Source organism: Streptomyces sp. NPDC030165 (assembly GCF_055573595.1).
Genome location: NZ_JBVIBD010000010.1, coordinates 1 through 22434, shown reverse-complemented (window position 1 = coordinate 22434; position 22434 = coordinate 1). Strand labels below are relative to the sequence as shown.

At 72.6% G+C, this 22434-nt stretch carries 23 protein-coding genes; 13 read left to right on the top strand and 10 right to left on the bottom strand.

Going from position 1 to position 22434, the window contains the following annotated elements; all coding sequences use genetic code 11:
• The first annotated feature begins 2 nt into the window (after positions 1-2).
• From ACZ4Z1_RS19915 to ACZ4Z1_RS19905, 3 genes are all read left to right on the top strand, one after another.
• On the top strand, positions 3-119 hold the full coding sequence (locus ACZ4Z1_RS19915) for an SGM_5486 family transporter-associated protein (protein ID WP_275126387.1): 117 nt from the start codon (positions 3-5) through the stop codon (positions 117-119).
• A 218-nt stretch (positions 120-337) separates the two neighbouring features.
• Positions 338-547 (top strand): hypothetical protein, encoded by a 210-nt coding sequence (locus ACZ4Z1_RS19910; protein WP_468487911.1) that lies wholly within the window; start codon positions 338-340, stop codon positions 545-547.
• Positions 548-644: 97 nt separating this feature from the next.
• Complete coding sequence (locus ACZ4Z1_RS19905; RefSeq protein ID WP_468487910.1) at positions 645-1163, top strand: SixA phosphatase family protein; 519 nt, start codon at positions 645-647, stop codon at positions 1161-1163.
• 118 nt (positions 1164-1281) lie between these two features.
• On the opposite strand, the gene serB is transcribed toward ACZ4Z1_RS19905, so the two are convergent.
• Positions 1282-2529 carry a phosphoserine phosphatase SerB gene (gene serB / locus ACZ4Z1_RS19900; protein ID WP_468487909.1) on the bottom strand — a complete coding sequence of 416 codons (1248 nt, stop codon included), beginning with the start codon at positions 2527-2529 and terminating at the stop codon, positions 1282-1284.
• 68 nt (positions 2530-2597) lie between these two features.
• Complete coding sequence (locus ACZ4Z1_RS19895; RefSeq protein WP_468487908.1) at positions 2598-4742, bottom strand: streptophobe family protein; 2145 nt, start codon at positions 4740-4742, stop codon at positions 2598-2600.
• A 241-nt stretch (positions 4743-4983) separates the two neighbouring features.
• On the opposite strand from ACZ4Z1_RS19895, the gene ACZ4Z1_RS19890 reads away from it, so the two are divergent.
• On the top strand, positions 4984-7602 hold the full coding sequence (locus tag ACZ4Z1_RS19890; protein ID WP_468487907.1) for an ABC transporter ATP-binding protein/permease: 2619 nt from the start codon (positions 4984-4986) through the stop codon (positions 7600-7602).
• Positions 7603-7734: 132 nt separating this feature from the next.
• Here ACZ4Z1_RS19890 and ACZ4Z1_RS19885 read toward each other — a convergent pair whose 3' ends face one another.
• From ACZ4Z1_RS19885 to ACZ4Z1_RS19870, 4 genes are all read right to left on the bottom strand, one after another.
• On the bottom strand, positions 7735-8457 hold the full coding sequence (locus tag ACZ4Z1_RS19885) for a transglycosylase SLT domain-containing protein (RefSeq protein ID WP_468487906.1): 723 nt from the start codon (positions 8455-8457) through the stop codon (positions 7735-7737).
• A gap of 364 nt (positions 8458-8821) precedes the next feature.
• Positions 8822-9523 carry a nitroreductase family protein gene (locus ACZ4Z1_RS19880; RefSeq protein ID WP_468487905.1) on the bottom strand — a complete coding sequence of 234 codons (702 nt, stop codon included), beginning with the start codon at positions 9521-9523 and terminating at the stop codon, positions 8822-8824.
• Positions 9524-9539: 16 nt separating this feature from the next.
• A complete protein-coding gene (locus ACZ4Z1_RS19875) occupies positions 9540-10658 on the bottom strand; it encodes an S-adenosylmethionine:tRNA ribosyltransferase-isomerase (protein WP_468487904.1) in 1119 nt (372 codons plus the stop codon).
• Positions 10655-11458: an SDR family NAD(P)-dependent oxidoreductase gene (locus tag ACZ4Z1_RS19870; protein WP_468487903.1), complete on the bottom strand. Its 804-nt coding sequence runs from the start codon at positions 11456-11458 to the stop codon at positions 10655-10657. The genes ACZ4Z1_RS19875 and ACZ4Z1_RS19870 overlap by 4 nt, the downstream gene beginning before the upstream one ends.
• A gap of 182 nt (positions 11459-11640) precedes the next feature.
• Here ACZ4Z1_RS19870 and ACZ4Z1_RS19865 point away from each other — a divergent pair, with 182 nt between their 5' ends.
• The 4 genes from ACZ4Z1_RS19865 to ACZ4Z1_RS19850 all read left to right on the top strand — a co-directional run bounded on the left by ACZ4Z1_RS19865 (position 11641) and on the right by ACZ4Z1_RS19850 (position 14320).
• Positions 11641-12816, top strand: coding sequence for a GAF domain-containing sensor histidine kinase (locus tag ACZ4Z1_RS19865; RefSeq protein WP_468487902.1), 1176 nt, complete (start codon positions 11641-11643; stop codon positions 12814-12816).
• 19 nt (positions 12817-12835) lie between these two features.
• Complete coding sequence (locus tag ACZ4Z1_RS19860; RefSeq protein WP_468487901.1) at positions 12836-13528, top strand: response regulator; 693 nt, start codon at positions 12836-12838, stop codon at positions 13526-13528.
• Between the two features lie 194 nt (positions 13529-13722).
• Complete coding sequence (locus tag ACZ4Z1_RS19855; protein ID WP_468487900.1) at positions 13723-13962, top strand: chaplin; 240 nt, start codon at positions 13723-13725, stop codon at positions 13960-13962.
• Between the two features lie 112 nt (positions 13963-14074).
• Positions 14075-14320 carry a chaplin gene (locus ACZ4Z1_RS19850; protein ID WP_468487899.1) on the top strand — a complete coding sequence of 82 codons (246 nt, stop codon included), beginning with the start codon at positions 14075-14077 and terminating at the stop codon, positions 14318-14320.
• A 191-nt stretch (positions 14321-14511) separates the two neighbouring features.
• Here ACZ4Z1_RS19850 and ACZ4Z1_RS19845 read toward each other — a convergent pair whose 3' ends face one another.
• Entirely contained in the window at positions 14512-15333 is an 822-nt protein-coding gene (locus ACZ4Z1_RS19845) for a hypothetical protein (RefSeq protein WP_468487898.1), read from the bottom strand.
• A gap of 107 nt (positions 15334-15440) precedes the next feature.
• Between ACZ4Z1_RS19845 and ACZ4Z1_RS19840 the strand changes: the two genes are divergently transcribed.
• The 4 genes from ACZ4Z1_RS19840 (at position 15441) to ACZ4Z1_RS19825 (ending at position 18711) form a co-directional block, all read left to right on the top strand.
• Positions 15441-16232 (top strand): ABC transporter ATP-binding protein, encoded by a 792-nt coding sequence (locus ACZ4Z1_RS19840; RefSeq protein ID WP_468487897.1) that lies wholly within the window; start codon positions 15441-15443, stop codon positions 16230-16232.
• A gap of 78 nt (positions 16233-16310) precedes the next feature.
• On the top strand, positions 16311-16721 hold the full coding sequence (locus ACZ4Z1_RS19835; RefSeq protein ID WP_468488139.1) for an NfeD family protein: 411 nt from the start codon (positions 16311-16313) through the stop codon (positions 16719-16721).
• A 139-nt stretch (positions 16722-16860) separates the two neighbouring features.
• Complete coding sequence (locus tag ACZ4Z1_RS19830; RefSeq protein ID WP_468487896.1) at positions 16861-17811, top strand: SPFH domain-containing protein; 951 nt, start codon at positions 16861-16863, stop codon at positions 17809-17811.
• Between the two features lie 132 nt (positions 17812-17943).
• A complete protein-coding gene (locus ACZ4Z1_RS19825; protein ID WP_468487895.1) occupies positions 17944-18711 on the top strand; it encodes a sulfite exporter TauE/SafE family protein in 768 nt (255 codons plus the stop codon).
• A 12-nt stretch (positions 18712-18723) separates the two neighbouring features.
• Here ACZ4Z1_RS19825 and ACZ4Z1_RS19820 read toward each other — a convergent pair whose 3' ends face one another.
• The 3 genes from ACZ4Z1_RS19820 to ACZ4Z1_RS19810 all read right to left on the bottom strand — a co-directional run bounded on the left by ACZ4Z1_RS19820 (position 18724) and on the right by ACZ4Z1_RS19810 (position 21104).
• A complete protein-coding gene (locus ACZ4Z1_RS19820; protein WP_468487894.1) occupies positions 18724-19227 on the bottom strand; it encodes an HNH endonuclease in 504 nt (167 codons plus the stop codon).
• 462 nt (positions 19228-19689) lie between these two features.
• Positions 19690-20229 (bottom strand): YbhB/YbcL family Raf kinase inhibitor-like protein, encoded by a 540-nt coding sequence (locus ACZ4Z1_RS19815; RefSeq protein ID WP_468487893.1) that lies wholly within the window; start codon positions 20227-20229, stop codon positions 19690-19692.
• A gap of 92 nt (positions 20230-20321) precedes the next feature.
• The gene (locus ACZ4Z1_RS19810; RefSeq protein WP_468487892.1) at positions 20322-21104 is read right to left on the bottom strand and encodes a sporulation protein; all 783 of its coding nucleotides are present in this window, start codon (positions 21102-21104) and stop codon (positions 20322-20324) included.
• 185 nt (positions 21105-21289) lie between these two features.
• Between ACZ4Z1_RS19810 and ACZ4Z1_RS19805 the strand changes: the two genes are divergently transcribed.
• On the top strand, positions 21290-21943 hold the full coding sequence (locus ACZ4Z1_RS19805) for a DNA-3-methyladenine glycosylase (RefSeq protein ID WP_468487891.1): 654 nt from the start codon (positions 21290-21292) through the stop codon (positions 21941-21943).
• The last annotated feature ends 491 nt before the right edge of the window (positions 21944-22434 follow it).

Sequence of the window (22434 nt, the reverse complement as noted above, 5' to 3'; positions counted from 1 at the left end):
CCATGCCAGTGCTCGAACCGAATCCGCCGGGCGGACAGAAGAAGCTGCTCATCGTCCTGGGCGCGATGCTCGCCGTGACCGCCGTCATCGCCGTCATCGCGAGCCTCGCCTCACCCTGACGCGTCGCGGCTGCGGCCCGCCCCCGGCGTCCGGCCGCGCCGGGGGTGGGGCCAGCCCCACCGTCCCCTAGGGGGCCAGGGTCAGGGGCAAGTGGGTGGCGTACCGGATGGGAACGGCCCCCGGGGGACCGTAGGTTCGAAGCACACCGTGCCGCTGCGGTGGGCGCGGCCGCACCACGCGGCCGCGTCGTCCCCGCCGAATTCCCCGGAGGCCACCGATGTCCGCCGTCTCCAGCAGGCCGTCCGTCTCCCGCCGTCCCGGCGCGCGCACGGGCCTGCCGTGGTGGGCCGTGGCCCTCGCCGTCGTCGCCTTCGTCGCGCTGCTCGTCGTCATGACGGCACCGTCCCCGGCGCACGCGGTGAGCGCGTCCCAGGGCCTGGCGCCCGTGCTCGAATTCCTCGCCCGCCTCTTCGGCATCGCGGGATGAGGCCGGTGACGGCGGCGTACGGGACGAGCGTTCACCCTGCGGGGGGAGCGCCCCAACACCTCGCGCCCCGCGCTGCGTTTCGTGCGAAGCTGGACACATGAGCGCCGAAACACCTCGCCGGATTGTCCTGCTTCGCCATGCCAAGGCCGACTGGTCGCAGGAGAGCGACCATGAGCGCCCCCTCGCGGAGCGAGGCCGCAAGGACGCCCCGGTCGCCGGCCACTGGCTGGCCGGCTCCGGGATCACCCCCGACCTGACCCTGTGCTCGACCGCCGCGCGTACGCGTGAGACCTGGAAGCTCGTCGTGAGCGAGCTGCCGCAGCGCCCCCGCACCGTCTACGAGGAGCGGCTGTACGAAGCCTCCGTCGGCGAACTGATCGCGGTGCTGAACGAGACCCCCGACGACGTCACCGACCTGATGCTGGTCGGCCACAACCCCGGCATGCACGGACTCGCCGACGCGCTGGCGGGCGAGGCCGAGGGCGACCTGCTGCCGCGGATGAACCGCAGCGGCTTCCCGACCTCCGCGATCGCCGTGCTGACCTTCTCCGGCTCCTGGAAGACGGTCGAGCTCGGCGTCGCCCGCCTGAGTGCCTTCTGGGCGCCGCACGCGTGAACCGGTGAACGTGTGAACCGGTGACCCGGCCGCACCGTACGGGTGAGGGCTCCGACGCCAGGTGCGCCGGAGCCCTCATCCGTGTCGGGGTGCTCAGCCGTCTCCCGTACCCGGGTGCTCAGTCGTCGTGCGCGTCCGCCGCCTCGACCTCTTCACGGGTGATGCCCAGCAGGTACAGCACGGTGTCCAGGAACGGCACGTTCACCGCCGTGTGCGCCGCCTGGCGTACCAGCGGCTTGGCGTTGAAGGCGACGCCCAGGCCCGCCGCGTTCAGCATGTCCAGGTCGTTGGCGCCGTCGCCGATCGCGACGGTCTGCGCGAGCGGCACACCGGCCTCGTGCGCGAAGCGGCGCAGCAGCCGGGCCTTGCCCGCCCGGTCCACGATCTCGCCGGTGACCTTGCCGGTGAGCTTGCCGTCCACTATCTCCAGCGTGTTGGCGGACGCGAAGTCCAGCCCCAGCTCCTCCTGGAGCGCGTCGGTGACCTGGGTGAATCCGCCCGAGACGACACCGACTTGGTAGCCGAGGAGCTTGAGGGTGCGCACGAGCGTCCGCGCGCCGGGCGTCAGCCGTACCTCCTTGCGCACCAGCTCCACCACCTCCGCGTCCAGCCCCTTCAGCAGGGCGACACGGGCGTGCAGCGACTCCTCGAAGTCCAGCTCGCCGCGCATCGCCGCCGCGGTGACCTCGGCGACCTCCCGCTCGCAGCCCGCGTGCGCCGCGAACAGCTCGATGACCTCGTCCTGGATGAGGGTGGAGTCGACGTCCATGACGACCAGCCGCTGCGCCCGGCGCTGCAGCCCCGAGGCGACCACCGCGACGTCCACGCCGAGCGCGGCCGCCTCGGTGGCCAGCGCGGTGCGCAGCGGTTCGGTCGGGGTGCCGGAGACGGCGAACTCCACGGCGGTGACGGGGTACTTGGCGAGCCGGAAGATACGGTCGATGTTGCCGCCGGTGCCGGTGATCGCGGCGGCGATGGCGGCGGTGGACTCCGCGGTGAGCGGGTGGCCGAGGACGGTGACGTGCGAGCGGCCGGTTCCGCGCGGCCGGTTGTCGCCGGTGCCGGAGATGATCTCGGCCTGGAGGTTCAGCGACTCGGCCCAGCTGTGCACGGTGGCCCGCAGGTCGCCCTCGGTCGCGCCGGACGAGCCGCCGGCCGGGACGGGGGAGGTGACCAGGACGCACAGCACGATGCGGCCCCGGGTGACCACCTGCTCGATGTCGACGACGTCGACGGAGTAGGCGGCCAGGGTGTCGAAGAGCCCGGCGGTGATGCCGGGCCGGTCCTTGCCGAAGATCTTGACGAGAAGGGTCGGTACGTCGTCGCCCGGTACGGCGGTGGCAGGCGGGATCTGCGATGCGCTCATGGTGCTCTTACGGTAACCGGCCCGCGCCGGCCCCCGTACAGGTGTCCGTGGTACGGACGCCCCCCTGGTCAGCGTCCTCCTCCCGGACGTCCGGGAGGAGGCGGCGGACCGTCGGGCGGGTCCTCGCGGTCCTGCCGCGGCTTGCCGCGCGGCTTCGGCGGCGCCGGGGGACGCGGGGGAGGGGGCGTGCGGCGGCCGCCGCCCACCGTGGGGCGGGATTCGGGCGGGGGCGGAGGCTCCGGCGGCCTGCTCCCGGGGCGGCGCGCCGTCGGCGCCGCGTGCCCGGCGGGCGGCGGGCGCCAGTTCTGGGTACGGGGCCGCTCCGAGGGCGGACGCCGGTCCGGAGGGCGTGGGGGCTGCTCGGGCGGGGAGGGGGGCTGACCCTGGGAGCGCGGAGGCTGCTCCGGGGCCGGGCGTCCGCTCCCGGTGTCCGGGGGCTGCTCCGGGCGCGGCGGCCAGGTCTGGGTGTCCGGGGGCTCTTCGGGCGGTGGCGGCCAGGTCTGGGTCTCCGGCAGCGGCCCCGGCGGCGGGGCCGGCCAGCTCTGCCTGCGCGGCGGTTCCCCGGGCGGCGGCCCGCCGGCGGACGTCCGGGGCGGCTCCGCACCCTGCGGCGGGCGCAGGTACGGGTTCGTGTCCGCGTGCGGCGGCCGGTAGGCGGGGGAGGGACTGTACGGGCCGGGCCGGTAGGCGGTACCGGGATGGTCCCGGGAGCCGGGCGGCCCGTACTCCCGCGTACGGGCGTCGACGGCCGCGCCGTATTCCCGTACGCCCTCCGGTGGCGGCTCCGCGCGGCCGGGCAGCCGTACCGCCCGCCGCCCGGCGGCCCCGGCGGCGCACGCCAGCAGCCCGCCCACCAGGCCCGCGGCCGCGCCCCACACCGCCCCCAGCGCGAACGCCGCCGGCACGCTGCCGCGCAGCTCCAGGCCCGCGCCGAAGGCGTCGAAGCCGAAGACGGACAGGCTCGCGTTCGCCGAGACGCCGGTCAGGTGCACCATCAGCGGCAGCGCCAGCGCCGTCAGCGCGCCCAGCCCGGCCGCGCACCGCAGCGCGAAAGACAGTGTCCGGGCGCCCTCCCGCGGCGTACGCACCGCCGTGAGCACGCCCGCGAGCAGCATCATCAGCCCGGCGGCCACCGGCAGCAGCCACACCCGCCCGTCCAGCTCGGCGAGCCGCCCGATGGTCAGCTGAGCCTCGTCGCGCCCGTCGAGCAGCCGGTCGACGGGGGCGGGCAGGAACCGGGTGAGCACCCCGGACGCGCTGCCGTGCCAGGGGACGAACAGGCCCAGCGGAATGCCGAGCCACCCGCCGTTCGGGGCGGCGAGCAGCGCCGCCCCGAGCACCCGCCGGGGATGGTCGTCGCCGACGGCCGCGTACCCGGCTGCCGCCAGGCCGGCGGCCACCGCCACCAGCGCCACCGTGACCAGCGCCGACGCCGCGGGCCGCACGAAGCGGTGGGCCGCCTCCAGTCCACGGGGCAGCGGTGCCCGCCGGGCCGCCAGCACCGCGACGACCAGCACGCCGAGCACCCACACCGCACCGCCTACGAGGGAGGCACCGGTGTTCACCGCGAACCCGACGGACGCCTCGGCGCCGATCAGGTCCGTGATCCGTTCGGGCAGCCCGCCGCCGGCACCGTCACCGCCGTCACCGACCCCGAGGGCCCCCAGGCCGTCCCGCAGCCGGTCCAGCAGCCCTCCGTCACCGCTGCCGCCTCCCGAGCCGCCGCCCCCGCCACCGACGAGCCCGCCCAGCCCGGCCAGCGTCTTGCCGTCGATCGTTACGGAGTCGTGTCCGGCCCAGCCCAGAAAGGCCAGCAGGCCGACGAACAGCGCCGCCGACGCCCCGGCCCTGGCGGCCAGTTCACCCCACCCGAGGGTCGCGCCGACCCGGCGCAGTGAGCGGGCGAACACCCACCCCAGCACCAGGGCACCCACCAGGCCCACGCCCAACGGCGCGATGTCGACGGCCGATTCGGCTGCCTGCCCCTCCAGCCCGAAGGCACTCACATCCCCCGACGGCGTCACCGACCCGCCCACGGCCAGCACCACCGCCGCGGCCGTCAGCGGCCCCAGCGACGCCGCCGAGTCGGCGCCGAGCAGGTGCAGCCCCAGCGCGGCCACCCCGGCCATCGCCAGGAACGCCCAGCTGACCGCGGCGACGGCGGACAGCACCACATCGCCCCAGCGGATTCCCGCGGTCCTCGCGGCGGTCATCGGCAGTCCCCCGATCCGAGACGGGTCGCCCCGAACGCGCGCGATGCCATGATCCGTACGCATCCATGGGCATCCGTGGGCGCTTACCACTCTCCGTGGGCCTTTCGCCGCCGTCAACGCGAGCGGCTCACGACCTTGCGTGACCGGTTTTTTGGCTCCGGGCACCGCGCCTGAAATAGTTCCTCACGATGTTCGCCATCCCTAGACTTCCCATACAGGGCGTCACTCGGGGGACTATGTAATGGGGCATGGAGTGCCTGAACTCGTACTCGAATTGAACGGACGGACCTGGACGCTCGACCCGTCCCGGTCCTACAGCCTGGGCAGAGATCCGCAGGGTGACATGGTGCTGGACGACGCCAGGGTCTCCTGGCGGCACGCCACCGTGCGCTGGGGCGGGCGCAGTTGGATCATCGAAGACCAGGGCAGCACCAACGGCACGTACGTCCAGGGGCAGCGGATCCACCAACTGGAGATCGGCCCCGGCTCCGCGGTGCACCTCGGCAACGCCAGCGACGGCCCGCGGCTGACCCTGTCCGGCAGCGCCGCGCCGGCCGGCGTGCACGGCGCGCAGACCGCGATGGCCCCGCCGCAGGCCCGGCCCGCGCCGCAGCAGCAGGGCGGTCCCGGCTGGGCCGCGCCGCCGCAGGCCCAGCAGCCGCCACTCCACCAGGCACCCGCCCACCAGGCACCGCACCAGGCCCCGGCCCACCAGGTGCCGCAGCAGGGCTGGCACCAGCCGCCGCAGGCTCCGTACGCCCAGCAGCCGCCGCCCCACGGCAGGCCCCCCGCCGGGCAGCAGCCGCCCGCGGCCCAGCAGCCCCCCGCGGACCGGTCCCGCGCCACCGCCCCGCCGGTCTACGGCGACCGCAGCCCGACCACGTTCCACCGCCTCGACCTCGGCCGCGTCATGCGCATCGGCCGCGCGCTGGAGAACGAGCTGGTCGTCTCCGACCTCCAGGTCTCCCGCCACCACGCCGAGTTCCGGGCCACGCCCGACGGCCGCTTCGAGATCCACGACCTCGGCAGCCACAACGGCACGTACATCAACGGCCAGCCGGTCCCCAAGTCCGGCAAGGCGCCGGTCGGCCCGAACGACATCATCGGCGTCGGCCACTCCACCTTCCGGCTGGTCGGCGACCGGCTGGAGGAGTTCGTCGACACCGGCGAGATCTCCTTCTCCGCCCGCCACCTGACCGTCACCGTCGACGGCGGCAAGCAGATCCTCAAGGACGTCTCCTTCGGCGTCCCGGAGAAGTCGCTGATCGCGGTCATCGGCCCGTCCGGATCCGGCAAGTCCACTCTGCTCAAGGCGCTGACCGGCTACCGCCCCGCCGACCAGGGCGACGTCCTGTACGACAACCGCAACCTCTACAAGCAGTTCGCCGAGCTGCGCCAGCGCATCGGCCTGGTCCCGCAGGACGACATCCTCCACAAGGAGCTGACCGTCCAGAAGGCCCTCAAGTACGCGGCCAAGCTGCGCTTCCCCGGCGACACCGCCGAGTCCGAGCGCAAGGCCCGCATCGACGAGGTGCTGCGCGAGCTCAAGCTCGACGTCCACAAGGACAAGAAGGTCACCTCCCTGTCCGGCGGCCAGCGCAAGCGCGTCTCGGTCGCCCTGGAGCTGCTGACCAAGCCGTCGCTGATATTCCTCGACGAGCCGACCTCCGGCCTCGACCCGGGCATGGACCGCGACGTCATGCAGCTGCTGCGCGGCCTCGCCGACGACGGCCGCACGGTCCTGGTGGTCACCCACTCCGTCGCCGAGCTGGCCCTGTGCGACAAGCTGCTGGTGATGGCGCCGGGCGGCGGCGTGGCCTACTTCGGCCCGCCCGAGGAGGCGCTGAACTTCTTCCAGTACGACTCCTGGGCGGACGTCTTCTCCGCCTTCGAGAACTACCGCGACTACGACTGGATGGGCCGCTGGCGCGGCTCCCCGCACTACCAGATGTACGCCGCGGACATCGACGCCGTCGCCCCGCAGTCGGTGGCGGTCCAGCCGCCCCCGGCCCGGATGCAGAAGTCGCAGAGCTGGGGCTCGCAGCTGTGGACCCTGATGCGGCGCTACGTCTCCGTGCTCGCCTCCGACCGCGGCTTCCTCGGCCTGATGCTGATCCTGCCGGCCGTGCTCGGCGTGGTCTCCATCCTCATCCCCAGCCAGCACGGCCTGGGGTACGGGCCCAAGGGCCCCAACCGCGACGCCAGCACGATCATGCTGATCCTCGCGGTCGGCATGTGCTTCTCCGGCGCTGCCAACTCGGTCCGTGAACTGATCAAGGAGCGGGTCATCTACGAGCGCGAACGGGCCACCGGCCTGTCGCGCTCCGCGTACCTGATGTCCAAGGTGATCGTGCTCGGCGTGGTCACCGCCTTCCAGGGCGTGATCATCGCGGCGATCGGCTTCACCCCGCGCAAGATGCCCACCGAGGGCGTGCTCTTCAAGGACCTGCCGGCCGTCGAGATGGGGCTCGCCGTCATCGCGCTCGGCTTCACCTCGATGATGTTCGGCCTGATCATCTCGGCGCTGGTCAAGACCGCCGAGAAGACCATGCCGCTGCTGGTCATGTTCGCCATCGTGCAGGTGGTCTTCACCGGCGTGCTCTTCCAGCTCTTCGACACGGTCGGCGTCGCCCAGGTGGCCTGGCTGATGCCGTCGCGCTGGGCGGTGGCCGCGATGGGCGCGACCGCCGACATGAACACGCTGCTGCCGTGGGAGGCGGGCAACCCCGACCCGCTGTGGAAGCACGAGGCGAGCGTCTACGCCATGGACATGATCATCCTGCTCGCGCTCGGTGTGGCCCTCGCCTTCGTGGTGGCCCGGCTGCTGCGCCGCCACGAGCCGGAGGTCATGCGCAAGTAGCGCGTGGCACGACGACGACTGCCGAGGGGCGGCACCCGGACCGGGTGCCGCCCCTCGGCAGTCTGGCGTTCTGCGTCCTGTGGCGGACGGGCCGGCCGTCGCAGCGGACGGCAGCGGCGCACCCGGTCAGGCTCAGTACGCCGAGTTGACGTTGTCCATCGAGCCGTAGGTCGCGGCGGCGTACTTGCACGCGGCGGTGATGTTGGCGACCGGGTCGAAGATGTCCCAGGAGGTGCCGTCGACGTGGTAAGCCTGGAAGGTCGGGTCGATCACCTGGAGCAGGCCCTTGGACGGGGTGCCCTGCTGCGCGTTGGAGTCGTAGCCGTTGACGGCCTGCGGGTTGCCGGTCGACTCGCGCATGATGTTGCGGTAGATACCGTCGTACGAGCCGGGGATGCCGTTCTTCTGCATGATGTCCAGCGATTCCCGGATCCAGCCGTCCAGGTCGTTGCTGTACGTCTTGGCCGGGGCGGGCGCGGCGGCGCGGTCGGAGGACCGGCTCGCGGCCTCCTGGTCCTTGCGCTCCTGGTCGGCCTTGGCCTTGGCGTCGGCCTCCTGCTTGGCGTCTTCGGCCTTCTTCTTCGCCTCGGCGGCGTCCTTCTCGGCCTGCTGGGCGGAGGCGTCCGCCTGCTTGCCGATGGTGTCCTGCTGGGTCTTGGCCGCGGTGTCGACCGCGCTGAAGGCGACCGGCTTGACGTGCTGGGCGGCGGCCTGGTCGTGGCCCTGCTCGGCGCCGGCCGAGCCCGGTACGACGGCGAAGACCAGGGCGGCGGCACCGGCAGCGGCGACACCTGCGGCCGAGAGCTTGTGCGTCCGGTTCAGGCGGGCGTAGCCGGGAATGGCGTGCTTGGGCATGGGGAGTCTGACCTCTTCCAACGGGGGTGCGCCGCTGTGGCCGGGAAAGGCGATGCACGCCGAGTTCTGTCCACGGCGCCGTAGCGACGGGAGTCATTGTTAGCGGCCGAAAATTCGCCGAGCAAAGAGCCGATTTACGATCCCGCTTAGTGGAACCCGGGGCGCGGATATCGCGTCACGGCCGGGTTCTCCCGGCGTCATCGCCGGGTCCACCCCAGGTACGCCCCGCATCATCCAAAAGTCGTACGCGTGCCACAAAGCCACTAATGTCGTTCGTAAGTGACGCAGGTCCTATGTGCGGCGTCACACCGGGCAAGAGGTTTAGTTGCCCGGTGTGATTGCACTCGCACACTGTGTCAGTGAATTAGATCTCCACCAGCACCTGGTCCAGGGACTTTCGCACCAGATCCGGTACGCGACAGTCCTCGGCCGGATATCCGACCGGAATCACGGCGAACGCCTTCTCGTTGGCCGGCCGCCCCAGCACCTCCTGGAGGAAGCGCATCGGACTCGGCGTGTGCACCAGCGCCGACAGGCCCGACAGGTGCAGCGCGGACAGCAGCATCCCGACCGCGATACCCACCGACTCGTCCACGTAGTAGTGCTTGTGCCTGGCACCGTCCGGGCCCAGCCAGTACCGCTGCTGGAAGACGACGACCAGCTGGGGCGCGTCGGTCAGATGCGGTTTGATCTCGTCCGTGCCCAGCGGCCGCAGCGCCGCCAGCCACTCCTCGCCGAGCCGCCCCGCGTAGGAGACACGTTCCTCCGCCTCCGCCGCCTCCCGGATGCGCCGCCGCACCTCCGGGTCCTTGACCAGTACGAACGTCCAGGGCTGCTGATGCGCGCCGGACGGAGCGGTGGCCGCGCAGGCGATGGCGTCCTTCACCGCCTGCTCCGGCACCGGATCGGCGGAGAACTGCCGGACGGTCCGCCGCCGGTCCATCCGCTCCCGCAGCTCGGCGGCGCGGGCCAGCGATTCGCCGGCCTGCATCCGCTCCGGGTGGTACGGCACCGACCGGTAGGGATCGCCGTGGGTCGGTGTCCAGTTCCTCGTTGGTGTCGACATGCTCCGAGTCTGGAGCTCAGGACGGCAGGACGAGGTGGAGATCCCCGAACTCGTGCCACAGGTAGCGCTGCCGTACGGCCTCCGCGTACGCCCGGCACAGCGCGTCCCCGAAGGCCGCCCCGCCCGCGGCCGCCCGTCCGACCGCCTCCAGCATCAGCAGGTGCGACGCCTCCGGCTCGTGCAGCCCGGTCAGCAGCCCGTCCACCGCCCGCACCCCGCGCTCCGGGGTGACGACCAGATCGGTCCACCCGGAGGCCGCCCGGATCCGCCCGTCCGCACCGGCGGCGCTCTCCAGCGCCCGCACGGCCGTCGTCCCCACCGCCACCACCTTCCCGCCGCCCGCCCGCGCCGCGTTGATCTGCCACGCCGTGGACGGCGGCACCTCGAAGCGCTCCGGATACGGCGCCTCGTACGCCTCCGCCGACGCCACCCCCGTGTGCAGCGTCACCGGCGCGATCTGCACACCCCTGCTCACCAGCCGCGCCACCAGCGACGCGGTGAACGGCCGCGCCGCACTCGGCATCTCCGCGCTGCCGCCGCCGTCCGGCGAGCCCACCGCGAACACCGTCTGGTACGCCGACAGCGGCTGGTCCCGGTCCGTGTAGCCGTACCGGATCGGCCGCCCGTACCGGCGCAGCACGTCCAGCACCGGCGCCCCCGGCACCCGCGCCCACCACAGCCGTACGCTCCCGGGGTCCACCGGTGCCCGCAGCGTCAGCCGCGCGCCGCCCGGCAGCCGCACCACCGTGCCCGCCGGGCCGCCCGCCCGCTGCCGGGTACTGCCCCGGCCGTCCGGCGCCCGCAGCTCCACCGCCCAGTCCCCGGGCGCCGCCTCCGGCCTCGGATACCGCCGGTCCGCCCGCGTCGAGAAGTGCACCACCACCGGCTCGCCGCGCCCCCGCCCGTCCCCGATCCGGCCGTCCAGCGCCGCCGGCAGGGTCCGCGACGTGTTCACCACCAGCACGTCTCCGGCCGACAGCAGCTGCGGCAGCTCCCGGAACGCGTGGTGCGCCGGCTCCGCCGTACCCCGGCTGACCAGCAGCCGCACCGCGTCCCGCCCCCGCCCCGGCGCGCGCTGCTCGGCCGGCTCCCGCGCCGACAGCTCCGCCGGCACGCGCAGCACCTCGGCGGTCACCGGGCACCGTCCAGCAGGCCCTGCGCCGCGTACCGCCCGCTGGCCGCGCCGGCGTCCAGCAGCCGCAGCAGCGCCGGTACGACCGTCTCGGGCAGCGGACGCGCGGAGTCGTCGTCGGCCGGCACGGCCGCCGCGTACAGATCGGTCCGCATGTCGCCCGGATCCACCCACCACACCCGCAGCCCCGGCTCCTCGACCGCCAGTACCGCCGAGAGCTGGTCCAGCGCCGCCTTCGCCGCCCCGTAACCGCCCCAGGTCTCGTACGCCTCGGCCGCCGCGTCGGAACTGATGTTGAGCACGGCCCCACCGGAACCGGCCGAGCTCCGTGTTTTACGGGTGTCTGTCCCCGTATAAGGAGAAGAGTCCTCGCCGTCCCCTGTACAAGGAGAAGCCACAGACGCCCCGAAGAGCTGCGAAGCCCGCAGCAACGGCAGCGCCTCCTGTACGAGCCCCATCGGCGCCACCGCGTTGACCTCCAGCGCCGCCCGCAGCCCGGCCAGCGGATGCTCCTCCAGCCGCACCAGCGGCTCGGCACCCAGCACACTCGCGTTGTTCACCAGCAGATCCAGACCGCCCAGCTCCCGCGCCGCGGCCACCAACTCCGCCCGGTGCGAGGCGTCCGTCACGTCCCCGGGCAGCGCCACCACCCGCGCCCCCGCCCGGCGCAGCCCCCGCGCCGCCTCCTCCAGCGGCCCGGCCGACCTGGCGTCCACCACCAGATCCCAGCCGCGCCCGGCCAGCGCCGCACCCAGCGCCCTCCCCAGCCCCTTCGACGCCCCCGTGATCACTGCCACCGGCATGGCCCGCACCGCCTCTCCGCATCGACATGCGTCCTTGCCGCTCACGCTAGGAACCGGGCGGCCCGGGCCACCTCGGGCAGCGGGCGGGACGGCCCAGGGCACTTCGCCCTAGGCCCGACGGCCTAAGCGAGGGCCGCCGGTGGTCCGATACGGGTGTCACTGCCCGCCGGTACCGTGAAGCCATGACCAACGGACCGGGAGACGGACACGGGCCGGGAGACGGGCCGGGCGCCGGGATCCCCGCCGTGAGCAGCGCGATCCTCGCCATGAGCCGGCACCTGGAGGTACGCGACGTCCTCAAGACGATCGTCGCCTCCGCCCGCGAACTGCTCGACGCCGAGTACGCCGCCCTCGGCGTGCCCGACGACCACGGCGGCTTCGCCCAGTTCGTGGTCGACGGCGTCAGCGAGGAGCAGTGGAAGGCCATCGGCCCGCTGCCGCGCCAGCACGGCATCCTCGCCGCGATGCTGCACAACGCCACCCCGGAGCGGCTCGCCGACGTCCGCACCGACCCGCGCTTCGGCGGCTGGCCCGCCGCCCACCCGGACATGTCCGACTTCATCGGCCTGCCGGTCGCCGACGGCGACGAGATCCTCGGTGCGCTCTTCCTCGCCAACAAGAAATGCCCCAAGCCCGCGGGCGGCTGCGGCTTCACCGCCGAGGACGAACGGCTGCTCGGCATACTCGCCCAGCACGCCGCCATCGCCCTGACCAACGCCCGCCTCTACGAGCGCAGCCGCGAACTGACCATCGCGGGGGAGCGCGCCCGCCTCGCCCACGAACTGCACGACGCCGTCGCCCAGAAACTCTTCTCGCTGCGGCTGACCGCCCAGGCCGCCACCGCCCTGGTGGACCGCGACCCGGCCCGCGCCAAGGGCGAGTTGCAGCAGGTCGCCGCCCTCGCCGCGGAAGCCGCCGACGAACTGCGCGCCGCCGTCGTGGAGTTGCGGCCGGCGGCCCTGGACGAGGACGGCCTCGTCGCCACCCTGCGCTCCCAGGCCCAGGTCCTGGACCGCGCCCACCACGCACACGTCACCTTCGAGGCCCAGGGGATACGCGCCCTGCCCGCCGCCCAGGAGGAGGCACTGCTGCGCGTCGCCCAGGAAGCCCTGCACAACGCCCTGCGGCACGCCGGCGCCGACCGCGTCGAGGTCACCCTCGTACGGCACGGCCAGGGTGCCCTGCTGCGCGTCGCCGACGACGGCCGCGGCTTCGACACCGGCGCGGTCCGCCGCGCCGGGCGGCATCTGGGACTGGTGTCGATGCGCGACCGGGCGAGCGGCGTCGGCGGCCGGCTCACCGTGGAATCGGAGCCCGGCAAGGGCACCGCTGTGGAGATGGAGGTACCCGGTGGGTGAAGACGAGAGGGGCAGCGCGATGGGGGTCCCCCCTGGCGAAGCCCGGGGGAGCTTCGAACGAAGGGCGGGCGACGGGCGGGCCATTCGGGTGCTGTTGGTGGACGATCACCAGGTCGTCCGCCGCGGGCTGCGCACGTTCCTGGAGGTACAGGACGACATCGAGGTGGTGGGGGAGGCGTCCGACGGCGCCGAGGGCATCGCCGCCGCCGAGCAACTGCGCCCGGACGTCGTCCTGATGGACGTCAAGATGCCCGGCATGGACGGCATCGAAGCCCTCCGCAAGCTACGCGAACTGGACAACCCGGCCCGTGTGCTGGTCGTCACCAGCTTCACCGAGCAGCGCACCGTCGTCCCGGCCCTCCGCGCGGGCGCCGCGGGCTACGTCTACAAGGACGTCGACCCGGACGCACTGGCCGGCGCCATCCGCTCCGTACACGCCGGACACGTCCTGCTCCAGCCCGAGGTGGCCGGCGCGCTGCTCTCCCAGGAGGAGAGCAACAACGGCCAGGGGCGCGGCACCTCACTGACCGACCGGGAACGCGAGGTCCTCGGCCTGATAGCGGACGGCCGCTCCAACCGCGAGATCGCCCGCGCACTGGTTCTGTCCGAGAAGACCGTCAAGACCCACGTCTCGAACATCCTGATGAAACTCGACCTGGCCGACCGCACCCAGGCCGCCCTCTGGGCGGTCCGGCACGGCATCGGGGCCTGAAGGGCGTCCGGACCCGGCCCGGGCGCCCGCGGTCATCCGACTATCAGGGCACGGGCCGGTCCGCCGTCATCCGATCCGAGATTCATACCGTCGGGTGGACGTCACCCGTGTGGCGCAACCCGTCGGGCGTCCGGCCGTTCTCCATGGCGTGCCGCGGAAGTCGACCGCGGCCGTTGTGAGGAGAGGTCAGAGAAGTGAAGAACATCAAGAGGGCCGTGGCCGTCACGATCGCCACGGGCGGACTCGCCGTCGCCGGTGCCGGTATCGCCTCCGCCCAGGGTGTCGCGCAGGGCCACGCCGTGAACTCCCCCGGTGTCCTCGCGGGCAACCTGCTCCAGGTCCCGGTGCACGTTCCGGTCAACGTCACCGGCAACACCGTCTCGGTCGTCGGCGTCCTGAACCCGGCCTTCGGGAACCGCGGCCACAACTCCTGACCGCCTCCGCGCGACAGACCGGCCCGGCCACCCACCCCCGACGGGCCGGTCTCACCCCGCACCCGATGACCATCACCCCGCGGCTCCGCGCCGACACGTGAGGAACACTTCCATGAACACCGCCAAGAAGGCCGCTCTCGTTCTCGCCACCGCCGGACTGGCCGCCGGCGCCGCTGCCGGTTCCGCCGCCGCGACCGGGCACGCGCACGCCAACGGTGCGGCCGTCAAGTCGCCCGGCGTCCTCTCGGGCAACCTCGTACAGATCCCCGTGGACGTGCCCGTGAACGTCTCGGGGAACACGATCAACGTCGTGGGCGTCCTCAACCCGGCCCACCACAACACCGCCGTGAACCACTGATCCACGGCACACCCCGGACCGCGTCAGCACCCGCGTCCGCCTGAAGGCCCCGCCGACCGCACCCCGGTCGGCGGGGCCTTTCCCGTGCGCGGGCCGGGCGGCCGCGACGCCGTCCGGGCGCGGCTCTCCCGTACGGACACGGCCGGCCGTGTCCGTCTCTCTGCACGGTCGCGGGCCCGGCCCGCCGGCGCTCACCCCCGGCGCCGCTCCGCCTCCTCCACGTACGCGTTGTACGCCGCCACCTGCGCCCGCCGGGCCGTGCGCTCCACCGGACGCAGCACCTCGGCCCGCGCCGCCATCTCGGACGCGCTCACCGCGCCACCGTGCTCCCGCCCGTCCCCGCCGGCGCCCTGCGCGATGCCGATGAGCGCGCCGACCCGCTGCGCCAGCTCCAGCACCCGCACCGCCCGCGGCGGATAGCCGGGCGCCAGCACCTGCCGCCCCGCCTCGGCCCGCGCGCGGTACGCCTCCAGCGCCGCCTGGGCGACCGGCCCCGAGCCTGCCACGTCCAGCCGGGAGAGCACCTCGGTCGCCTCCCGCAGCGCCTCCGCCAGCTCCCGCTCCGCCTCGCCGAGCGAGGGCACGTCCGCCGGGGGCGCGTCCCGTACGGGCAGGCAGTGCCAGACCACCTCGACATGCACGTCCTCGCGCGCCACCTCGGCGCCCTCGGGGCCCGACTCCCACACCTCCGGGACGAGCCCCAGCGCCGCCCCGGACGCCAGCACCGCCTCCCCGGCCTCCAGCGCCCGCGCATTGAACTCCGGGGGGCCGCTCAGCCCCAGCGGATGCCCCGGCACCGGCAGCGCCACCCGCAGGCCCGTCGCGCCGAGCGCCCGCAGCCGCCCCAGCGCGAGCGTCAGCCCGACCGGACCCGGCTCCCCGGGCAGGTCCCGCACGCGGTGCACCGCGTCGTCGTCCGCGATCCGCTGCGCGGCTTCATCAGGCGAGACAAGCCCGGCCAACAGGGCATTTCCCCACGCGGCCAGCCGTCCCGAACGAGGTTCATCGAGCATGTCCCCAGCCTAAGGACAGGCACTGACATCGAGTGGCGTAGGTTTGCAGGGGGGATGCGCCCACAGGCGCACGAGACGACCGATATGCAATGGGAGACAACGCGCTCATGAGCGATGTGCTGGAGCTGGTGGACGTATCCGTGGTCCGCGAAGGACGGGCTCTGGTGGACCAGGTCTCCTGGTCGGTCAAGGAGGGCGAGCGATGGGTGATCCTCGGCCCCAACGGCGCCGGCAAGACCACCCTGCTCAACGTCGCCTCCAGCTACCTCTTCCCGAGCACCGGGACCGCCTCGATCCTCGGCGAGACCCTCGGCAAGGTCGACGTCTTCGACCTGCGCCCGCGCATCGGCGTGGCCGGCATCGCCCTCGCCGACAAGCTGCCGCGCAGCCAGACCGTCCTGCAGACCGTGCTGACCGCCGCGTACGGCATGACCGCAGGCTGGCGCGAGCAGTACGAGGACATCGACGAGCAGCGCGCCCGCGCCTTCCTCGACCGCCTCGGCATGAACGCCTACCTGGACCGGAAGTTCGGCACCCTCTCCGAGGGCGAGCGCAAGCGCACCCTGATCGCCCGCGCGATGATGACCGACCCCGAGCTGCTCCTCCTGGACGAGCCCGCGGCCGGCCTCGACCTCGGCGGCCGCGAGGACCTCGTACGCCGCCTCGGCCGGCTCGCCCGCGACCCGTACGCGCCCTCCATGATCATGGTCACCCACCACGTCGAGGAGATCCCGCCGGGCTTCACCCACGTCCTGATGATCCGCCAGGGCAAGGTCCTGTCCGCCGGACCGCTCGACCTGGAGCTGACCTCCAGCAACCTCTCCCACTGCTTCGGCCTGCCGCTGGTCGTCGAGCGCAACGGCGACCGCTGGACCGCCCAGGGCCTGCCGCTCTCCTGATCCCGCCGCCCCTTCCTGACCGGACGGCCCCTGTCCCGGGCCGTCCGGCGGATCTACCATGAAGGCGTGGATCCATGGGTGTGGTGGCTCATCGCCGCCGTAGGACTGGGCATTCCGCTCGTCGTGACCGCGATGCCCGAATTCGGGATGCTCGCGGTCGGCGCCGTCGCCGGCGCGGTCACCGCGGGCCTCGGTGGGGGCACGGTCATGCAGTTCGTCGTCTTCGCCGCCGTCTCGGTCGCGCTCATCGCGGTGGTACGCCCCATCGCCAACCGCCACCGCAACCAACGCCCGCAACTGGCCTCGGGCATCGACGCCCTCAAGGGCCGCTCCGCCACGGTCCTGGAGCGGGTCGACGGGGCCGGCGGCCGGGTCAAGCTGGGCGGCGAGGTCTGGTCCGCCCGCGCGCTGGACGCCGACCAGGTCTACGAGCCGGGGCAGAAGGTGGACGTGGTGGAGATCGAAGGCGCCACCGCGGTGGTCATGTGAGCGTTCAAGCCAGTCGTCCTACGAGCGCACGGATGAGGCGAACCGCCAGCGCGCCTGCCCGTCGCTCTGAAAGACTCGATCAAGACAGGGCCGGCCCAGGCCGCCGCAGCCAGTAACCGAGGGGTACCGGGGAGCCGCAGTGGAACCGATCATCATCGTCCTGATCATCCTGGTGGTGCTCGTTTTCATCGCACTCATCAAAACGATCCAGGTCATCCCGCAGGCCAGCGCCGCCATCGTCGAGCGCTTCGGCCGCTACACCCGCACCCTGAACGCGGGCCTGAACATCGTCGTCCCGTTCATCGACTCCATCCGCAACCGCATCGACCTGCGCGAACAGGTCGTCCCCTTCCCGCCGCAGCCGGTGATCACCCAGGACAACCTGGTCGTGAACATCGACACCGTCATCTACTACCAGGTCACCGACGCGCGCGCCGCGACGTACGAGGTCGCCAGCTACATCCAGGCGATCGAGCAGCTGACCGTCACGACCCTGCGCAACATCATCGGCGGCATGGACCTGGAACGGACCCTGACCTCCCGCGAGGAGATCAACGCGGCACTGCGCGGCGTCCTGGACGAGGCCACCGGCAAGTGGGGCATCCGCGTCAACCGCGTCGAGCTCAAGGCCATCGAGCCGCCGACCTCCATCCAGGACTCGATGGAGAAGCAGATGCGCGCCGACCGTGACAAGCGCGCCGCCATCCTCCAGGCCGAAGGTGTCCGGCAGTCCCAGATCCTCACCGCCGAAGGTGAGAAGCAGTCCTCGATCCTGCGCGCCGAAGGTGAGGCCAAGGCCGCCGCGCTGCGCGCCGAGGGCGAGGCGCAAGCGATCCGGGTGGTCTTCGAGTCCATCCACGCCGGCGACCCGGACCAGAAGCTGCTGTCCTACCAGTACCTCCAGATGCTGCCGAAGATCGCCGAGGGCGACGCCAACAAGCTCTGGATCGTGCCCAGCGAGATCGGCGACGCCCTCAAGGGCCTCGGTGGCGCCATCAACAGCTTCAACCCCGCGGGCGGCGGCGCCCCGGCCGGCGGCCCCGGAACGACCAAGTCCGGCCCGCACCGCGAGCAGCCGACCATCGACTGACCCGGTCGTCCGTCGACCGACCCGGTTCCTCCCAGGGCCCGCCCCCGGCAGCGCACACGAAGTGCTGTCCCCGGGGGCGGGCCCTGGTGCATGATCAGCCGGACCGTACCGATCATGCACCAGGGAGACCGTATGACCGTCTGGGAAGCGCTCGCCGTCCTCGCGGCGGGCGGCGCCGCCGGCGCGATCAACGTCGTCGTCGGCTCCGGGACCCTGATCACCTTCCCGGTCCTGCTGGCCATCGGCCTGCCGCCGGTCACCGCCAACGTCTCCAACACCCTCGGCCTGGTCCCCGGTTCGCTCAGCGGCGCGATCGGCTACCGCCGCGAACTGGCCGGCCAGGGGCGCCGCATACGGCGCTTCGGCGCCGCGGCCCTGGCAGGCGGCCTGATCGGCGCGGCCCTGCTCCTGGTGCTGCCGTCCGACGCCTTCGACGCGATCGTGCCCGTCCTGATCGCCGTGGCACTCGTCCTCGTCGTCCTCCAGCCCCGGCTCGCCGCCGCGCTGCGCGCCCGCCGTGAACGCAACGGCACCACCGTCCGCACGGACGGTGGTGCCGTGCTGCTGACCGGAATCCTCTTCGCGAGCATGTACGGCGGCTACTTCGGCGCCGCCCAGGGAGTCCTCTACCTCTCCCTGATGGGCCTGCTGCTCAGCGAGGACCTGCAACGCCTCAACGCCGTCAAGAACGTGCTGGCCCTGTTCGTCAACGGCGTCGCCGCGCTCTTCTTCCTCTTCGCCGCGCACATCGACTGGCTCGCCGTCGTCCTCATCGCCACCGGCTCGGCCCTCGGCGGCCTGATCGGCGCGCGGATCGGCCGCCGCCTGCCACCGGCCGTACTGCGCGGGGTGATCGTCGCCGTCGGCATCGCGGCGATCACCCAACTGCTGCTCAACTGACCCGTACGAGCGCTACGCGGGCAGCCCCAGCCACTGCGGCAGCTCCTCCCGTGCGGAACCGGCCAGCGCCGCCACCAGCACATCGGCGGGCGTCGGCTCGAACGGCCGCGTCAGCAGCCGCATCCCCGCCTGCTCCGGCGTCCGGTCCGCCTTGCGGTGATTGTCCTCGGCGCAGGACGCGACCGTGTTCAGCCAGTCGTCCCCGCCGCCGCGCGACCGCGGCACGATGTGGTCCACGGTCGTCGCCCGCCGCCCGCAGTACGCGCACCGGTGCTGGTCACGTACCAGCACACCCCGCCGCGACCACGCCGCCTGTCTTCGGAACGGCACCCGTACGTACCTGCTCAGCCGGATCACCCGCGGCACCGGAACGTCCACCGCCGCCGCCCGGATCCGCAGCCCGGGATGCGCCTGCTCGACCACGGCCTTGTCCTGCATGACCAGCACCACCGCGCGCCGCAGCGACACCGTCGCCAGCGGCTCGAAGCTCGCGTTGAGTACCAGTGTCTCGCGCATCCCGTCCACCTCCCGGTCCCCGTTCGCCGCTCGGCGAAGTGGCTCCACTGTGCAGGTCCAGTGATCCCCTGGACAACGCAATTTCCGCACGCCACAAGGGAGATGGCAGATGACGGGGAGGTGAAGACACGGGTGCGCGAAGGGGGCGGAAGGAGGCACGCCACGGCGCGGAACGGGCGGCACGCTCCGGGGCCCCACCCCCGTGCGCTTGCCGGGACCCCGGAGCGTATGGCAGCCGACGCGGCCGTCCGACACGAGAGCGGACTCCGGCAGGCGGGGGGCGACACACCTGCGCCCCACCGCCTCCGCCGCTGCGGTGCCGGCTGCCCGACGGCCGTACTGCGAGCCGTTTGCCAGCCAAGCACCACTGTGCGAGCGGAAGCGCCGGGGCGCAACGCATTAAAAAGCCGGTGTCCGGGCCCGGCCGAGAAAGCGGCCTGGGCCCGGACACCGGCCCGTTGCTCAGCTCTCGGCCGGCACCTCGTACTCGCCGATCAGCTGCGCCCGGCCGATCGCGTGGAACCGCAGGTTGAAGCCGACCACGGCTGGCGTCGCGTCCGCGTCCGGGCCGAGCTTGTCCTGGTCCACCGCGTACACCGTGAAGACGTAGCGGTGCGGGCCGTCACCGGGCGGCGGCGCCGCACCCGTGAAGTCCCGCGACCCCGCGTCGTTGCGTACGTGGACAGCGCCCTCCGGCAGCCCCTTCATGTCACCGCTGCCGGCCCCGGCGGGCAGCTCGGTGACCGACGCGGGAATGTCGAAGACCGACCAGTGCCAGAAACCGCTGCCGGTCGGCGCGTCCGGGTCGAAGCAGGTGACCGCGTAGCTGCGGGTCCCCTCCGGCGCGCCCTCCCACCGCAGGTGCGGCGAGGTGTTGCCGTCCGCCTGCACCTGTGCCGACGGGAGCGTCCCGCCGTCGGTCACCTCGTCGCTCACCACGGTGAACCCGGCCACCGGCGGATGGAAATCGTGCGGGAGCGGCCGGCGCTTGAGCTCGGACACCTGGACACCTCCTGAGTCGCGAATGGACACTGTCCGGCCAGGTTAGAGCCTGGGTGCCGGGCGGGCGTCCGGCCGGGGGCGGGGACAGGCGCTCAGAGCCAGTTGCGCTTGCCGCCGACCTCGGCCAGCCACTGGTTGAGGTACGCCGCCCAGTCGGTCGCCTGGTACCCGTCCAGCGGCACCACGAACGAGCGGTACGTGTCGCTGCCCTCGCTGAAGAGCCCCGGCTTCTTGTCCATCTCCAGCACCACGTCCATCTCCCGGTCGTCCGCGACGAAGGACAGCTCGACCTGGTTCAGACCGCGGTACTGCTGCGGCGCGTGGAACTCGATCTCCTGGTAGAACGGCAGCCGCTGCCGGGTGCCGCGGATGTGCCCCTGCTCCAGGTCCGCGCCCTTGAACCGGAACCCGAGCCGGCCGAAGGCGTCCAGCAGGGCCTGCTGCGCGGGCAGCGGATGGACGTTGACCGGATCGAGGTCGCCGGAGTCCACCGCGCGGGCGATCGCCAGCTCCGTCGTCACCCCCACGTGCATCCCGTGCAGCTGCTGCCCCAGGAATGTCGTCACCGGCGTCTCCCACGGGATCTCCAGCCCGAACGGCACCGTGTGCACCGCCCCGGCCTGCACCTCGAAAGCCCCGCCGAGCTGCAGCCTGGTGAACTCGACGTCCCGCTTGTACTCCTGCTCGCCACCCTCGACCTCCACCCGCGCCTGGAGACCGACCGACAGCTTCTCGATCTGCTGGGCGACCGAACCGCCCTGGATCCGCACCTCGCCCTGCACGACCCCGCCCGGCACGACGTTCTCCTCGAAGAGCACCGTCTCCACCGATGCGCCTCCGGCCCCCAAGCTGGCCAGCAGCTTCTTGAACCCCATGCTCGTTCCTCCCCAGGCGAGACGCCTGTACCTCGTGTGATGCGCCATGATCGCGGCCCGGTCCGTCAGCTACCCACGCGGGGCGGCGCCGGCCGGTTCCGTGGGCGCCACCTTCCCAACGGAAGGCCCCGGTGGCCAGTCGCCCACCCGATGGTTCGCGTCGCTCTCCGTTACCCTTGATCCGCATGATCGTCGCACCGGACCGCCGACCGCTCACGCGGGACTTCTTCGACCGTCCCGTCCTGGACGTCGCGCCTGAGCTGCTCGGCCGCACTCTCGTACGCCGCACCCCGCAGGGGCCGATCGAACTGCGCATCACCGAGGTGGAGGCCTACAACGGCTCCTCGGACCCGGGCTCCCACGCCTACCGGGGACGCACAGCGCGCAACGCCTCGATGTTCGGACCGCCCGGCCACGCGTACGTGTATTTCATCTACGGCATGTGGTTCAGCCTCAACCTGGTCTGCAACAAGGAAGGCACCGCCAGCGGTGTCCTGCTGCGGGCCGGCGAAGTGCTCACCGGAACACAGCAGGCGGCCGAACGCCGTCCGAAGGCACGCAACGCCCGCGAACTCGCCAAGGGCCCGGCCCGGCTCGCCACCGCCCTCGACATCGACCGCTCCCTGGACGGTACGGACATCTGCTCCACCGACCCGGACCAGCCGCTCACCGTCCTGCACGGACACCCGGCGGAGACGGGCGAGGTGCTCAACGGCCCGCGTACGGGCATCAGCGGCGAGGGCGCCGTGCACCCGTGGCGCTTCTGGATCGACGGCGATCCCACCGTCAGCCCGTACCGCGCCCACGTGCCGCGCAAGCGCCGGAACAGGGCTGCTTGACTCTGCCCGCCGGACCGCCTAACGTAGCCCGAGCCGCTTGACACGGGCAGCGCTGTCTGCGCGGGCCGCCGAGCGACGCGAACCCACTACCTACGAACGATCAACCCCCGGCGGGGTCTTATTTCGCTTGCCGGAATTCGACGCCACGGCGCGATTATGCGCCGCAGGGGAATTCGCTTAAAGTAGTGATCACGCCGAAAGGCGTAACACGCCCCGCCGACGGGGCATCGGAAACGAATTCGATCCGGCAACGGACCGGAAATCGGATCTGATAACGTCGGAAGGGCCGGAAAGCGAAAGCCGGACGGCCGTCCCGCTCCAGCAGGGAGCCGGATACGGAAAGCGGAAACGCCGAACGGATCTGGTAAGGTTGGAATCGCGCAGAAGCCGAAAGGCCGAAACGCACCGGCGGAAATCAGGACCGCGAGGATCTGATAGAGTCGGAAACGCAAGACCGAAGGGAAGCGCCCGGAGGGCCTGGTGAAACAGGC

Bases quoted from the DNA above. Each gene is read 5' to 3' on its own strand.
- ACZ4Z1_RS19915 (WP_275126387.1), top strand. From the start codon at position 3: ATGCCAGTGCTCGAACCGAATCCGCCGGGCGGACAGAAGAAGCTGCTC.
- ACZ4Z1_RS19910 (WP_468487911.1), top strand. From the start codon at position 338: ATGTCCGCCGTCTCCAGCAGGCCGTCCGTCTCCCGCCGTCCCGGCGCG.
- ACZ4Z1_RS19905 (WP_468487910.1), top strand. From the start codon at position 645: ATGAGCGCCGAAACACCTCGCCGGATTGTCCTGCTTCGCCATGCCAAG.
- serB (WP_468487909.1), bottom strand. From the start codon at position 2,529: ATGAGCGCATCGCAGATCCCGCCTGCCACCGCCGTACCGGGCGACGAC.
- ACZ4Z1_RS19895 (WP_468487908.1), bottom strand. From the start codon at position 4,742: ATGACCGCCGCGAGGACCGCGGGAATCCGCTGGGGCGATGTGGTGCTG.
- ACZ4Z1_RS19890 (WP_468487907.1), top strand. From the start codon at position 4,984: ATGGGGCATGGAGTGCCTGAACTCGTACTCGAATTGAACGGACGGACC.
- ACZ4Z1_RS19885 (WP_468487906.1), bottom strand. From the start codon at position 8,457: ATGCCCAAGCACGCCATTCCCGGCTACGCCCGCCTGAACCGGACGCAC.
- ACZ4Z1_RS19880 (WP_468487905.1), bottom strand. From the start codon at position 9,523: ATGTCGACACCAACGAGGAACTGGACACCGACCCACGGCGATCCCTAC.
- ACZ4Z1_RS19870 (WP_468487903.1), bottom strand. From the start codon at position 11,458: ATGCCGGTGGCAGTGATCACGGGGGCGTCGAAGGGGCTGGGGAGGGCG.
- ACZ4Z1_RS19865 (WP_468487902.1), top strand. From the start codon at position 11,641: ATGACCAACGGACCGGGAGACGGACACGGGCCGGGAGACGGGCCGGGC.
- ACZ4Z1_RS19860 (WP_468487901.1), top strand. From the start codon at position 12,836: ATGGGGGTCCCCCCTGGCGAAGCCCGGGGGAGCTTCGAACGAAGGGCG.
- ACZ4Z1_RS19850 (WP_468487899.1), top strand. From the start codon at position 14,075: ATGAACACCGCCAAGAAGGCCGCTCTCGTTCTCGCCACCGCCGGACTG.
- ACZ4Z1_RS19845 (WP_468487898.1), bottom strand. From the start codon at position 15,333: ATGCTCGATGAACCTCGTTCGGGACGGCTGGCCGCGTGGGGAAATGCC.
- ACZ4Z1_RS19840 (WP_468487897.1), top strand. From the start codon at position 15,441: ATGAGCGATGTGCTGGAGCTGGTGGACGTATCCGTGGTCCGCGAAGGA.
- ACZ4Z1_RS19825 (WP_468487895.1), top strand. From the start codon at position 17,944: ATGACCGTCTGGGAAGCGCTCGCCGTCCTCGCGGCGGGCGGCGCCGCC.
- ACZ4Z1_RS19820 (WP_468487894.1), bottom strand. From the start codon at position 19,227: ATGCGCGAGACACTGGTACTCAACGCGAGCTTCGAGCCGCTGGCGACG.
- ACZ4Z1_RS19810 (WP_468487892.1), bottom strand. From the start codon at position 21,104: ATGGGGTTCAAGAAGCTGCTGGCCAGCTTGGGGGCCGGAGGCGCATCG.
- ACZ4Z1_RS19805 (WP_468487891.1), top strand. From the start codon at position 21,290: ATGATCGTCGCACCGGACCGCCGACCGCTCACGCGGGACTTCTTCGAC.